Below are 14,738 nucleotides of genomic sequence, written 5' to 3'. Positions count from 1 at the left end.
TTAAAAGCCAAAACAGATGGCAACTCTTTGGCCTCATAAATCGACAGCCCCACGATTCAAGGCAGGATTGACTAACGTTTTCAATTTCATTTAACCCCATAAGAATCCAAAGCCATTCTAAAGATGTATAAAGCCAAACGAAACAATTAGTCGCGCTTCTGATTTATCACTAAATCAATACTCGAATACTGAGAAAATATTTACCACGTTTATACTTTGGTATAATTACTATGAAGCCTCAGCGCTCTCTGCTTTGTAAAGTAAAAAGTCAGCGATAATTCTCATCCATTAACATTCGTTGCCGATTTAGTATATTGAAGTAACGTATTCTTTTGTTTAAAGTGAGGTGTAGGCAATTAGCTAATTAGCAAGTGTTTCTACCTGAAATTGGATTCCTAACCTTAAGGTTCAAGATGTCACAGAGTCTAAATAGAAAAGAGGCAAATAAACGGAACCGTAGCCAAATAAACAGAATCGTTGTAGTACTTGCAATGCTCGCTTTACTCACTGCCGCCTTTACATTTTCTGTCGTTCGCATTCAATCTGGTGTCAGTGTTTATTTGGGTGGTCTCAGTGTCTGGTCACGTGCTCAAGTCGAAGCAGTTAGATACAGTGAATTATATTTGCAGACTGGTGATATTGCGCATTTGAAGCTGGCACAAAAATGGCTCGAAATTCCTATTGGAGATATGAATGGAAGGCTAGCACTCGAAAGCGACCCTATTTCGCTAGAACGCTCTCGAGAAGGGTTTTTGCAAGGACTTAATCACCCTGACGACATATCAACCATGATCCTCATGTTCAGAACAATGAAAAACGCACCATATATGAAAGAAGCTATTGTCGCGTGGCGCAGTAGTGATGACTCTTTGATTGCGTTAATGGAGCTACTTCCAAAAATTGAAAAAGAATGGAGTAAATCGCCTGTTGATATGGGAGTGCTTCAATCATTAGGCACTCAGTTAGTGCGCCTAGATGAACAATTAACTCGAGACGCTGAAGCATTCAGAGACAGGATGAGTACTGCAAGTAGAACCCTTGTCCTCATATTATCTGTTCTTACCGTCGTCATATTCATAGTCCTGTTTTTCATTTCTACCTACCTCATTTTGCGTCTAACGAAGTCACTGCGACACTCAGAACTGAAGTTTAGAAAGACTTTCGAAAACGCAGGCATGGGCATTGCTCAGTTGGATATGGATGGCCAGATCCTCGAAGCTAATGAAGCATTTTGTAAAATACTAAAATTTGATAAAAAAGACATCTACAACAAAAGTTATGAACAATTAATCAAACCAGAGGACAGTCAGCAAAACAGTCCTCATTACAAATTTGTCAAAGATACCAGAGATAGCGTAAACATCGAGAGCCAAATCATTTGCGGCGATGGTAGTGTTGCGAGAGCAAAAATAAACCTATCGATGTTTGAACAGCCAGCGCTAAATAGTACCCAGTATATTTGTATTGTAGAGGATGTATCAGAGCAGCATAGATTATCAGTAGAACTCAATCGGCATGCCCGTCAGGACGATTTAACTGGTTTAATTAATCGAAGAGCATTTAAAAACTATTTACAGGAATCGCTTAACAGTGCCAAAAACGATGGTTTTGTCCATTGCTTGTGCTTTGTAGATCTAGACCGGTTTAAAATAGTTAATGATACATCTGGTCACATTGCGGGTGATCAAATTTTGCGACAAGTTGCGAAAAGGTTGGCTGGTAAAGTTCGCAAAAACGACATACTTTCGCGATTAGGTGGTGATGAATTTGCTTTGATTTTAGACAACTGTGAACCAGAGCGTGCGGTAAAAATCGCAGAGTCTTTGCGCCTGGCATTAACCGAAATTCCTTTTATCTGGCAAAACAAACAATTTAACATTGGTTGCAGTATTGGACTGGCTCCGATTACCTCTAAAACTCAGAATTTAGAAGAACTATTGAAAGCAGCCGACCTTGCTTGTCACCTAGCTAAGGAAAAAGGAAGAGATCGAGTCGTCTTAACCTATGAGGGAGACCAAAACGTTCAAGCAAGGCGAGTGCAATACGAGTGGATTTCAAGAATTCGAACAGCACTTGAAAATAAACAGTTTTACTTAGACGTACAGAAAATCGTTTCAACGTCTGCTCGGGATAAAGTTCGTCTTGAAGTACTGATTCGAATGCTTGGTGATAACGGCGAAGCAATTCTTCCGGGCGACTTTCTCCCTGCTGCCGAAAGATACGGATTAGCGCATTTGATCGACCGTTGGGTAATTAGTGAAGTGTGTCATATTCTTTCAGAGCACAAAGAGCAATGGGATACGTTCCACACATGCAACATAAATATATCTGGTCGCTCATTTGACCACCATGACTTTACTGAGTTTACTTTAAAAACGCTCGAGTCTCACAATATTCCAGGGGAAAAGCTTTGCTTTGAAATTACTGAAACTGCCGCAGTTTCGAATTTATCTGACATTTACGATTTTATGGAAGAGCTTCGCAAAGTAGGTTGTTCCTTCGCGTTAGATGATTTTGGTACAGGCTTAGCATCATTTTCGTATTTGAAACAAATCCCAGTAGAGTGCTTAAAAATAGATGGCACTTTTGTAAAGAATATGGCTCAAGATGAAGTGGACTGTGCAATGGTTAAGGCCATATGCGATATCGGTCATGCTTTAAACAAAACTCTTGTTGCGGAGTTTGTGCAAGACCAACGCTCTCGAGTCCTGTTGGATGCGATGGGAGTGGAATTCGTTCAAGGCTATTTCCTTCATCGCCCTGAACGGTTTGAGTCAGTGTTAGACAGTCTATAAAGCTACATCCAAGAGCGCTTATCGGTAACAAGTCTATCCAAAGTCATATTGATAATTTCCTGCACTTCTTTAGCTGGCATGTAAGGGATGTGCTTTACACCCGAAGCTAAGACTACTTTTAGTGTTGCCAAGCGATAGGGCCTCATAAAACTACTTTGTTTGAACTGCACTTGCTGAACTTTATGTATAGGAAAGCAATAATAATCAACACCCAAAAAACCCTTTCGCACGTAAATATAGTCAGTGTCGTAACTAAACCCCCATCGCTTCCAACTGATACTATAAATAAGCGTTATCAACGCAAAAACGATACTCGCAGCTATCAGCGCTACAATCGGTTTATTTTGATAAATAATTGCAAAGATGATACCGCTTAGTGGCAATCCCAAAAAGAGTATACCGCGCAATATATACCGTTTAGAGATTGCGCTAAACACTTGCTCACTGAGTCTTTGCGTGGGCATAGCATCTTTCATCAATGCTTGTGATTCCGATAGTGTTACTGATGGTACGAGTAATTTATTTGCCATTTGCTCGCTACCTTGATTGTTCCTTACCGCCCCAGATGTGTTTTGTTCAAATAATAAGTTTACTCTTCCTAAAAGCACATCTAGCCAGTCTTGAGCTTGAACCATTATTTGTATCCGGCTTAGTTTCATACTCACTTCGTGCTTGGTAAGTAAGCCAGAGCGACGAATATAGCGGTCATTAGTTTTACTCAAAGTGAAGTTATAGAACATCAAAATGGCACCGGCAACGGATAACGACACCACTACAAGCATCACCACCATTACAACTGACAAAACGTGTAAACCAAATTCCCACCACGCCTGTGTTTCCAAACTAAAATAAGCTTGCGCATCAAAGCCTATAGTTACAAAAAATTCAGAGAGGCCCTCTGATATTGCATTGTAAAAGGGCGCAAGCGCACCAAGAAAAATCCAAATTCTGTTATTAGTTAAACCGTGAATAATAAGATCACGAATGCTCCGACGGTTCAAAACTACTTCATCTGAGCCACTTCCATCGACATGATTCGCATCGGCAGGATCGCCGTCACGACTGCCATTCGCTAAATTCTCTAATATCTTTAGTCGGAATTTCTGAGCAAGTGGCGTCTTCAACGCGATAATCTTCGCTTCTTGTTTCGCACTTCCCGCAGTATCCAATTCAATGCACGAATAATCATTTATTCGATAGTAAATGGGTTGGGATAACTTTACATTTTGAATGCGCTCAAATGGAAGATCGATATGAGACTTCTTGAAAACCCCCTGCTTAATTTCAATTCTCGATTGACCTACCTTAAATCGATAGAACCAGTAATTTAGTGCACCCATAATGACAAATATCAGTAATATGCCTAATACGACAATTAGAGCTATCTGTGGGTTTTCTTTTATTTTAGAAATATTTAATGCAATTGCGGGTATCAGATAAAATAAAGCATTAGCGAAATTAAAAATAGCATGCACTGTAAAATAAACGATGCTGATTGGTGATAAGCGCTGCCATTCATCATTTTGTAATTCTGTAACCCTCATTGGACTTCCGTGAGTATTCAAATCCTTTGGACTATCCATCTTGGCTAACATCCTTGTGATTTAAAATGAACTGACGCAACTCAATCGCTTTTTCATATTCTAATCCTGGAATTTCAAATGTATGACCTGAACCACCTGCGCTATATACTTGTAAGGTAGATAAGCCGGCACTGCGCTCAATAGGCCCCCGCTCAATTTCAATATGTTGAATTCGCATAATTGGTTGACTGACCGTACGAAAGAAGATCAAACCTGATTGATAGTGAACGTCAAACTCTCGCAACGCATATTTCATCTTAGGAAAGGCTAAGACGGTGTATAAAACTGACCAAAGAGTTAAAAGTCCTATGATTAACAGTCCGATATAGTAATTATCAAGAAATCCTTGTGGCATTGAAAAGAAAGGCTGTATTACAAATAACAATAGAATAGTAATAAAGATGGTGCCTATCACAAGGGACATTATGATACTGACACTGCGGTACTTAGGGGAAAGAGAATGCAGTGACATATCCTCTACCTTGAAGTTCCCGTCTAGATTAACCTGCTGGTTTGACACAATATCTGAGCTCATTCTTTTTCCTTTAAAAACGTCTTTTATTAGCGCTATTCATTGGCTTTATTGTTTACCACTTTTCATCACCGCTATATCTCAGCACCATTTATTATCACTCTTCAACAGCACTATTACTCGGCGGCATTAATCACACTGTAAAACGCATCAAAAATTGAGTGCTCCAGAATCATCAGTGTGATGGAATTAAATCACTTTCACAATTGTCGTTCCATTAATTATCCAAAATATGTGTAATTTCGAGACTTTAAAGACAACTAAGTGAAACTAACGCTCAATAGTCGCCAATATTTATACCCTTCTATATGAAGACATACGCTCTAAGTTAATGTAAGTCTTTTAATTTAAAAGTGCATCTCTATAATGATTGCATGATATTCAAAACGATCCGATCGACCCTTACCGCCATCAATAGTTTAGCTATTGCGGTTTTGTGTACGGCCGTTTTAAGTTTTTCTATCTTCGTTCATGAAGACCTTTACAGAGAGGCTGTAACAGGCGATCTTGATGGCCTATCTAACAACATGGCCTATGATTTATTTGGCATTTTGAATGACTCTGAGATCGACAATATATCAATCTCCACTATGCTTCTTCGTTTAGAAGAGTATGAAAACGTAAAGTACGCTGTTGTTTTCGACAAAGACTATAACCAGCTTGAAACATATGTGGGTGAAACACTTCAAGTCGATGACAAACTTCAAATCCAAGTAGATTTGGACCAACTCAGCAATTTCAAACTCGGTATGTCGACCAAAGATGGCGAGCTTATTTCTTATAAGTTAGTTGGCGAAAAAGATATGCCAAGTGGCTACTTACTTATCGTAAATGACCTAGATAAGCCCCTTAATCGAAGCAAGCTTTCATTACTATACACCGTGCTGCCTCTAACCTTTGTGGTTATCGGCATGGGTATTGCTCTGTCATTGTGGTTTAACAGTAGAATGCTATTACCTTTCCAAAAGCTAGCCCGATTAGCGCACAAGATTAAAGAAACCAACGATTACAGTATCGATATCAATGTTGACGGTAAGCAGGAAGTTATCGATTTAAGCAATGAAATCAGTAGTATGATGGATACAATCCACACAGAAGAAATAAAGAACAAACAGTACACTGAACAGTTAATGCAACAGCGCAAGGACATGGAAAGACTGGCTAATTTTGACAGTTTAACAGGCCTACCAAACCGCCAATTCTTTATGGAAACTCTGCGTAAATCATTAAGTGCGGCTCAGAACGATCATGATGATATGGTCTTACTTTACTTTGACTTAGATGGTTTTAAAGGCGTAAACGACACTCACGGTCATGAAGTAGGTGATAAATTACTAATTGAAGCGAGTAAACGTACCCAACGATTCCTGCGCCATGGCGATGTAATAGCGCGCTTAGGTGGTGATGAATTCCTAATTCTACTATACAACGATCCAAACGACTTTGTTGTCACCGATATTGCTGAACGCATTATCAAAGAAATTAGTAAACCTTTCTATATTAATGATTGGGAAATACAGATTAGTGTGAGCTTGGGTATCGCACGAGCTACAGATGCAAACTATAACTTAAGCGATTTTGTTAGTAATGCTGATGTTGCGATGTACAAGTCCAAAGTTCAAGGTAAGAATACTCATACGATATTCGTTGCTGAGATGATGGAAGATAATAAGCGTCGACTCGTAATTGCGAATAGCATTGCCGCAGGCCTACGAAACGATGAATTCCAAGTTTACTATCAGCCAAAAGTAAATTCCAATGAAGACATCGTTGGTTTTGAAGCGCTATTAAGATGGAATAGCCCAGAGCTTGGCTTTGTATCACCCACTGAGTTTATTATTATTGCTGAACAAAGCGGCAAAATAAATCAAATTACTGAATGGTTATTGAAAGAAGTATTGTTCGACTACTCTAAAATATTGAATCATTTTGGCGAAAACACTGTTATTTCCGTGAACTTATCTGCACATGATTTAATGAATAATAAAATTTTGGATCTAATAACTGCTCTTTATGAGCGTTATTTGATTAACCCACAATGTATAGAATTTGAAGTCACTGAATCTACCTACCTTGAAAACTTTGATATGGCGAATAAGTTCTTTGAGAATGTCAGAGGTCTTGGCTCATCAATTGCCCTGGACGATTTTGGTACGGGCTACTCATCACTAAGCTATCTGACACAAATCCAGCTCAACACACTGAAAATTGATAAGCAGTTTGTCGATAACTTAGGAATTTCTAAACGCAGTACACTTGTGACTAAAACTGTTATTGAAATGGCTAAGCAGCTTAACCTGAATATTTGTGCTGAAGGCGTTGAAACTCGTCAACAGATGGAGTTTTTGGTTGCCCATGGATGTCATCAATTACAGGGATATTTATTCGGTAAACCAACAGATTTAGAGTCTCTGCTGGCTAAACCTTATAAGAAAGAAAGTAAAAAGAAACTGCCTTTTAATCTTTAGTAGATTAGAAAATAAGTTAACAATTCCTGTGAGTTCTATTAATAATTAATGATCACAGGAAAAGATGATTAAGTAAGAGTGTTCAGACAAGAACGTTTTATTTAATTTCCAACTTGATACAAAACCACTAAACGCTCATCCAGTTCTACTTCGCTGCTCACATAAGCAACTGTACCCGGATTTTCAAGTAAGTAATCAAGAAGCTGTTGCTCGTTAGCAAACTCTCTTGGCGGTTTTTGACGGCCTGAAAATCTCATTTGTGCCCAATAAGATTGAATTCGAGACTCTGTCATGCCAACCACTTTTGCATTAAATTGCTTACGCGTTTTATTTTCAGGTGGAAGTGCCACGGCTTTTAATTGGTGAGAATTAGCCCCACCCATAAATATTGCTTTCACTTCTGACTTACTTAATGTAATTGGCGGATCGACATTACCAACGACAAGCAGTGATGCGCTTACCACCCCTGGTGCACACATGATGCACAGCAATCCGAGTTTCGTAATTGAGAGAGGAACGCGGAGCTTCATTAAAACACCCATTCCGCAGCGAGTTGAAACAGCGTAGCCTCACGCCCTGGCAGCGAAGTATCGGTGACAATAAAAAATGAACGTTCATTGTCATCCCCTTTTAATACTGTCACTTCAGCTTTGAAGGCAATATTATGCTTCCAATCATAACGAGCACCTAAAGTGAGTGACTTTAAATTATCGATAGGTAGAGATGCGAAAATTTGATTAAACCCATAGTGTAGACCGTCTAATTGAGGATTTACCCCTAGCGGGATTTCATTGACTGGTGCCTGATAGTGTACTTTGCTTTGCGCAATTGTTGCATGCACACTAAATGGCGAGAAATTATAACCCGCCATAAGATACGAAGCATCAACGGCTGGAACGAACGACGAGTTTGCTTTTATCTTAGTAAACTCAGACTCAACAAAAAAATCAAGACTATTATAAGTAAGCCCGACTTTAAAAAAGCTAGCTTTAGCATCAATTCTCAAATCATCTGCACTTTGATTAAAATTGAACAAACGAAGAATGTTTTGAAACTCGTTTAATTCGGGAATATCAGCTTCCGCCTTACCTCTATGGTAAGCCGCGCTAAAAGTAAAGTTATTTAAATTTATTGAGCTAAAAACGCCACCTACGTAGTCCACTTTTGTATCTTTTTCTTCGCCAACAATTTGAATTTCTCCATCAAACTGCCCCAAATAAGCACCTACAGAACCTGACATAGATTTTGTAGTAAAATCGTAACGACTCAGAATGCCGTCAAACTCAGAGAATATATAGGTGGTATAAACTTGTATGGGAGGAGTGATCCAAGAATAAGCAAAGCCAACATCAATCACATCACTGTAGTTAAACAATGGAATACGTTGGCGACCTAATTTTAAAGATAAATTCTGCGTAGGAGCATAATCTAAATATAACCACTGAATACCACTATCTCTTGCATCAGATGTGTGACCAATTGCCTGCGCGACAATTGAAAATGACTCTGACAACGCAAAATCTGCGCGCAAAGCTAATAAGCTTTGCTCACTAAATGAATAGTCATTATCGTAGCCAAGAAAATCGAGGTTTTTTTCATCAAGACTTCCCACCACAGCCCTAGCAAAGCCGGAAAACTCAACTCGAGACTCTTCTGCTTGACCAACACCGTGTAAAAACAACGACGTTGCTAATAAAAAGCTAAATATGTAGTTACGGTATAAGTTTGGGAATATTGTCTTTTTCATTAAGCTTTCATAATTAGAAAATGGATAAAATTGGATTAGTCACGATAGCTCATCTTTGTTGAATTAGTATTCAATGTTAAGCCACGACCACGGATATTAATATTCAAATTCTTTCGCTTCTTTGTTATCGACATTTACATTCATTTCTTTAAAACTAAATATAAGTATTTATACCTAATTATTAGCCCTTATGCTAAACAATAACAATAGTTTGATATTGTACAGTCCCAGATAAACCTTTGAAGAGAATTTGAATTGTTAATATTAAGACAGATTAGATGGCATTTGTTTATCGCATTTGTCGCAACGCTTTATACGCAAACCGTCGAAGCAGATACAATGAAATTTAAGATCGTTGATGTGAATGGTCGCGCAGTTCCAGATGCTGTCATTTCTTTCCCTGAAATACCTGTGGAGAAGCAAACACAGACAGAAATAATGGATCAGGTGAACAAACAGTTTTCGCCCAAGGTTTTAGTAGTACAAAAAGATCAAGCAGTAGACTTTCCAAATAGTGATGATATAAGGCATCATGTTTATAGTTTTTCGAATCCTAACCAATTTGAAATAAAATTATTTAGCGGCAGTGAAGCGCAGCCTTTGGCCTTTAAAAGTGCAGGTGTTGTTGTGCTTGGCTGCAATATCCATGACAACATGATTGGCTATATTTATGTCAATGATAACGAATTAACTGTTATGACCGATAACGAAGGGATAGCGTCTGTAGATTTTGGTGATACTGTAAAGCCAGCTGAGTTTATTGAACTGAACGTTTGGCATCCAGAATTATCGTTAATGCAAACTGAGCGGGTAAAACTAAACTTAAAAAGAAATAAAACGAGTCACGATATAGTATTGCCGCTCACAATTCAGATTGAGGCACCTAAAGATGACAAGGGATTTAAGAAAAAATTTGGTAGCTAATTGAAAATGCAACAGTCTTTAAACCTGCGAATTAATAAACTGATAATAGGTATCGTCGTTGTCACGAGCCTCGTTATTGTTTTGTTTGTGTGGAAATCGACAAGTGAGCAAGCCGCATCTCGATTGAAAAGTGATTTAGAGATCGCCCGCAACGTACTGACACAAGTTTTAGATAATCGAGAGAAGCAGCTGAGTAACTCTGCCACTGTCTTAACGAATGATTTTGGTTTTAAACAAGTTGTTGCAAGCAGAGATAAACTCACGATTGATAGCGCCCTTGCGAACCATGGAAGCCGCATAGAAGCAGACCTAATGGCTCTTTTCTCCCTTGATGCAAAGACTATTACTAGCGTACCTAACCTGATCAGTGAACAATTACCTTTTGCCTATCCAAATCTAATTGAGACCGCTAAACAACAAGGGAACTCAAGTTCTATACTCTCTTTAAACAATAAGCTTTACCAAGTCTTATTTTCAAATGTGAAAGCGCCTCGTTCAATCGCGGTTGCCTTAATCGGTTTTGAAATTGACCAATCTGTTGCCCAGCAACTCAAACAAATTACTCAGCTTGATACGACCATAATCGTAAAAGTCGACGGAGATGAAAGCTATCGAATTAGCACATTAAAGCCAGAACAATATGTGCAAAACGTGCAAATTGAAGGTGTAGATTCCTTGCTGTTGCCGCTGCAAGCATACTCATCTGATAATAAGCTAATCTCCACGTCATTTACTTTGCTAGAAAAAGACGGCCTTAGTATAGATATAATGCTGTCTAATAATGTTAAAAGCGTGTTTTCAGATTTTATCTCCCTGCAAGTAAGTATTGGTTTAATTGCGCTATTCTCAGTCATTATAGCTATATTCTTAGGGCTTTTATTTTCAAGACGATTAGTTAAACCGATTTTATCCCTCACTTCCCATGCAAAAAATATCTCTGCTGGCGAGTATGATGTAAAAATTGATATCGACGGGCATTCCTCGGAATTAAGTACACTATCAAATGCCTTTAATACCATGCAGGACAATATTAAAGACCGCGAAGAGAAGGTGATTTATCAAGCGCAACACGATGTGCTGACAACTCTTTATAACCGCAACCATGCTGAAGTCTTATTGGGTCGCAAATTTGAGGATAATGTAGATTTTCAAGCTATCGGAATTAACATATTCGGCTTTAGAGGGGTCAATGACACCTTCGGATACAACAATGGTGACTTATGTCTGCGAGAGCTAGCTGAACGAGTACGCAACTTAGGTGGTTTGTCAGCGCGTTTAACCGGCGGCGAATTACTTTGGGTTCCTGACAAGATTTTAAGTGAAGATGAGCTTAGAAATATCAAAAGCCAATTGGACGGAAACGTTCAAACTGGTGACATCAGTGTGCCAATGACGGTGGTTATTGGAGTAATAAATTGCCCTTCTGACTCACAAACGCCAAGCGACTTATTTCGAAGAATGAATATCGTCATTGACCAAGCGCAAATAACAAGAGAATTCATACTTCACTTCAGGCCCGATTTAGAAGAAAAATATACAAGACGCTTATCAATTATTAAAAACTTGAAAAAAGAACTATCTAACACTCAAGGCGAGCTTGCACTTTTCTATCAGCCTAAACTTAACCTCGTACATAAAAAAGTCACTGCCGTTGAAGCACTTATTCGATGGAACAATGAAGAGCTCGGTTTTGTTTCTCCTGAAGATTTCATCGCCGTCGCCGAGCATGCAGGCTTTATAGGTGAAGTAACAGCATGGGTTTATCAGCAAGCAATTCAAGACATTCAAAGTTTTAGAGCTGAAGGTATTGATGTGACGGTTGCCATTAACATCTCAGCGCAAGACGTATTGAATATGGACTTGCTAGCGACAATAAATACTATGCTATCGGCATATAACCTGCCACCCGACGTTCTTTCATTTGAAATGACCGAGGGGCATTTGGTTAAAGATTTGAATCAAGCCGTTCAACAACTATCCACTATGCGTGAAGCCGGATTCAAAATTGCGATTGATGACTTCGGAACGGGCTACTCGTCGCTATCCTATCTAAGTAGGTTGCCTGCAGATATTTTGAAAATCGACAAAAGCTTTGTGTTAAAGCTTGATCAACAAGAGTCTGATCAAACGATCGTAAAAAGTGTCGTAGAATTAGGCCATCAATTTGGTATGGAGATAGTCGCAGAAGGCGTTGAGAACCAAGAAACCTTGCTGCTACTTGATAAGTACGGTTGCGAATGGGCACAGGGTTATCACATCTGTCGTCCAATAAACGCGCCAAGTTTTATACAATGGTTTCATGAGTACGAATATTAATTAACATTTCCTAAGATTCTAAAGCAGAGATCCCTATGTCTTTTAAAAAACTGTTTATTTCTTTTAGCCTTTTATCTGCATTGAGCATTAGTGCTGCTGTTGTTGCCGATGAAAGCAAATTGATTGCAACCGCTGGGCTCAGCCAAATTGAAGGTGCGGGCGGCGGAGGTATAGTGCCGTGGGCAACACTATCTGGATACGACACTCAAGATCAAATATCAGTTTCTGCCGCCTTATCTCAAGTAGATTTAGCCGACTACCGACTGAACGTCCAAGCCGTAAGTGCCTCTTTTTACGATCAAATTGAAGTTAGTCTCGCTCACCAACGTCTTGATCTAAAAACGCTTGGCGGCGATATTAGGATGAATATTATAGGTGCTAAATACAAGCTTTATGGTGATGCCGTCTATTCATCCCTACCTCAAGTGAGTGTTGCTATTCAGCATAAATCACTTGAAGATAAAGCGATCGCTAATGCTCTGGGTGCGAATGACACTTCAGGAACTGACTTCTACTTAGCAGCAACGAAAGTGCATCTGGGTGCCATCGCTGGCTATAATGCGGTTTGGAATATTACAGCCAGAGCGAGTAAAGCAAATGAATTAGGTTTACTCGGCTTTGGTGGGCAAAACAACGATAGCTACGAACTCATGTTAGAAGCATCTGCCGGAGTTTTGTTTTCACGACATTTAGCAGTTGGCGTAGAGTATCGTCAAAAACCTAATAACCTAGGCTTAGGTGAAGATGATTGGATGGATTTTTTCGTCACTTATATTCCAAGTAACTCACTGTCATTAACCGCTGCTTACACGAAACTAGGAACGATCGCTGGAGCAAAGGACCAAAACGGTTTATATATTTCAATTAACGGACATTTATAATGCTGACGAATCAAATTAAACTGACAACCAAATTTATTGCAATTGCTATACTCAGTATCGGTTTTTTAAGCGCCTGCAAGAGCACATCTTCATCAACGCTCTACCAAGATCTTGGTGGCGAAGCAAAAATAGAAGAAATAGTGGATAACTTTATCAATGAAATCGCGTTTGATGAAAGTACTTATGCCTTTTTCAAAGACAGCAATATGCAGCGCTTTAAAGAGAAGTTAAGCCAACAGTTGTGTGTAATGGCTGAAGGTCCATGCACCTACACTGGTGACTCGATGGAACAAGTCCATTCAGGTATGGATATCACAGAAGCCGATTTTAATCATGGTGTCGATTTGTTTATTAGCGCGATGGATAAAGCGAACATTCCACATAATCTACAAAACAGACTCTTAAAAGAAATGGCCAAAACAAGAGGTGAAATCATTTATCGCTAGTAATATCCACTTCCAATTAACAGTATTTTGCTTGTATAGTTGAGGTAATATCCAGCGAAGTCTGAAGGTAGACTTCGCCATCATTACTTGTAGAAAAGGTGAGTTAAACGTGTCAGTACCGCAGTTAGTTTTTCACCCTATTTATAGTCAACTCGATTTGCCCGTAAGACACCGTTTTCCCATCCAAAAATATCAAGGCATTCATGATGCTTTGCTAAGCGAAGGTATTTCAGCCAATCGTTTTCATCTTCCTGCCGCTCTCAACATGAATGCCATTTCTCGAGTGTACGATCCAGTGTATGTAGACCAACTCTGCAATGGGCAGCTAGATCAAAAGGCGATGCGCCGAATTGGCTTTCCTTGGTCTAAACAATTGGTGGAACGCACACTAACCGCTGCAGCCGGTACCGTGCTCACTTCAACATTGGCACTTGAACATGGTAAGGCCTTGAATCTAACGGGCGGTTATCATCACGCTTTTGCGAATTTTGGTTCGGGCTTTTGCATGATAAACGACTTATATCTGGCTGCATTGAATATGTTGCAGACAAGAGGAATTGACAGAGTTTTAGTGTTTGATTGTGATGTTCATCAAGGCGACGGCACTGCAAAGCTAGCGGCAAATAACAATGCTGTTTATACAGTTTCCATACATGGCGAGAAAAACTTTCCATATCGCAAGCAGGTATCGGACTTAGATTTTGGTTTAGCGAAAGGTACGGGGGATGATGAGTTTCTTTCCACCGTTGAACAAGCGTGGCAAATGGCGATAAATTACGCCCAGCCTGACGCTGTGATATATGATGCAGGTGTTGATGTGCATATTGATGACGATCTTGGTCATTTGAATATAAGCACTGAAGGAGTACTTGCCCGCGACAATTTTGTATTTGCGCAATGTGAAAAGCTAGGCCTCCCAATTGCAGCAGTAATTGGAGGTGGATATCAACGTGATATCGATGCACTGGTCAATGTTCATATGCAATTATTCAAAGCTGCAGGCGTGTATTGATTCAGAGGTGATTAAAAGAGCAGCCTTTACGTAC

Annotated in this window: 11 protein-coding genes; 7 read left to right on the top strand and 4 right to left on the bottom strand. The window is 39.4% G+C overall.

Annotation, left to right across the window (positions count from 1 at the left end; all coding sequences use genetic code 11):
- Positions 1-413 precede the first annotated feature (413 nt).
- Positions 414-2,795 (top strand): EAL domain-containing protein, encoded by a 2,382-nt coding sequence (locus ACKLNX_RS11345; protein ID WP_412972445.1) that lies wholly within the window; start codon positions 414-416, stop codon positions 2,793-2,795.
- Between the two features lie 2 nt (positions 2,796-2,797).
- Here the strand turns inward: ACKLNX_RS11345 and ACKLNX_RS11340 are convergent, their stop codons facing one another.
- Together ACKLNX_RS11340 and ACKLNX_RS11335 are read right to left on the bottom strand one after the other, a co-directional pair.
- On the bottom strand, positions 2,798-4,378 hold the full coding sequence (locus ACKLNX_RS11340) for a PH domain-containing protein (RefSeq protein ID WP_412972444.1): 1,581 nt from the start codon (positions 4,376-4,378) through the stop codon (positions 2,798-2,800).
- Complete coding sequence (locus tag ACKLNX_RS11335; RefSeq protein WP_412972443.1) at positions 4,371-4,913, bottom strand: PH domain-containing protein; 543 nt, start codon at positions 4,911-4,913, stop codon at positions 4,371-4,373. Before ACKLNX_RS11335 ends, ACKLNX_RS11340 begins: the two co-directional genes overlap by 8 nt.
- A 371-nt stretch (positions 4,914-5,284) precedes the next feature.
- Between ACKLNX_RS11335 and ACKLNX_RS11330 the strand changes: the two genes are divergently transcribed.
- The gene (locus ACKLNX_RS11330; protein ID WP_412972442.1) at positions 5,285-7,378 is read left to right on the top strand and encodes a putative bifunctional diguanylate cyclase/phosphodiesterase; all 2,094 of its coding nucleotides are present in this window, start codon (positions 5,285-5,287) and stop codon (positions 7,376-7,378) included.
- Between the two features lie 101 nt (positions 7,379-7,479).
- On the opposite strand, the gene ACKLNX_RS11325 is transcribed toward ACKLNX_RS11330, so the two are convergent.
- Positions 7,480-7,908: a hypothetical protein gene (locus tag ACKLNX_RS11325; RefSeq protein WP_412972441.1), complete on the bottom strand. Its 429-nt coding sequence runs from the start codon at positions 7,906-7,908 to the stop codon at positions 7,480-7,482.
- Entirely contained in the window at positions 7,908-9,125 is a 1,218-nt protein-coding gene (locus tag ACKLNX_RS11320; protein ID WP_412972440.1) for a porin, read from the bottom strand. The genes ACKLNX_RS11325 and ACKLNX_RS11320 overlap by 1 nt, the downstream gene beginning before the upstream one ends.
- Before the next feature lie 339 nt (positions 9,126-9,464).
- Here ACKLNX_RS11320 and ACKLNX_RS11315 point away from each other — a divergent pair, with 339 nt between their 5' ends.
- From ACKLNX_RS11315 to ACKLNX_RS11295, 5 genes are all read left to right on the top strand, one after another.
- Positions 9,465-10,049 carry a hypothetical protein gene (locus ACKLNX_RS11315; RefSeq protein WP_412972439.1) on the top strand — a complete coding sequence of 195 codons (585 nt, stop codon included), beginning with the start codon at positions 9,465-9,467 and terminating at the stop codon, positions 10,047-10,049.
- A gap of 6 nt (positions 10,050-10,055) precedes the next feature.
- Positions 10,056-12,365 (top strand): EAL domain-containing protein, encoded by a 2,310-nt coding sequence (locus tag ACKLNX_RS11310; RefSeq protein ID WP_411695018.1) that lies wholly within the window; start codon positions 10,056-10,058, stop codon positions 12,363-12,365.
- A 35-nt stretch (positions 12,366-12,400) separates the two neighbouring features.
- Positions 12,401-13,246 carry a DUF3034 family protein gene (locus ACKLNX_RS11305; RefSeq protein ID WP_412972438.1) on the top strand — a complete coding sequence of 282 codons (846 nt, stop codon included), beginning with the start codon at positions 12,401-12,403 and terminating at the stop codon, positions 13,244-13,246.
- On the top strand, positions 13,246-13,692 hold the full coding sequence (locus tag ACKLNX_RS11300) for a group I truncated hemoglobin (protein WP_411695020.1): 447 nt from the start codon (positions 13,246-13,248) through the stop codon (positions 13,690-13,692). The genes ACKLNX_RS11305 and ACKLNX_RS11300 overlap by 1 nt, the downstream gene beginning before the upstream one ends.
- A 109-nt stretch (positions 13,693-13,801) precedes the next feature.
- Positions 13,802-14,704, top strand: a complete 903-nt coding sequence (locus ACKLNX_RS11295; RefSeq protein ID WP_412972437.1) for a histone deacetylase — start codon at positions 13,802-13,804, stop codon at positions 14,702-14,704.
- Positions 14,705-14,738 lie beyond the last annotated feature (34 nt).

It is taken from the genome of Glaciecola sp. MF2-115 (genome assembly GCF_047250385.1).
Classification (GTDB): Bacteria; Pseudomonadota; Gammaproteobacteria; order Enterobacterales; family Alteromonadaceae; genus Glaciecola.
Note: the sequence above shows the minus strand (reverse complement) of the source record. Positions and strands in the feature narration are given on the sequence as shown.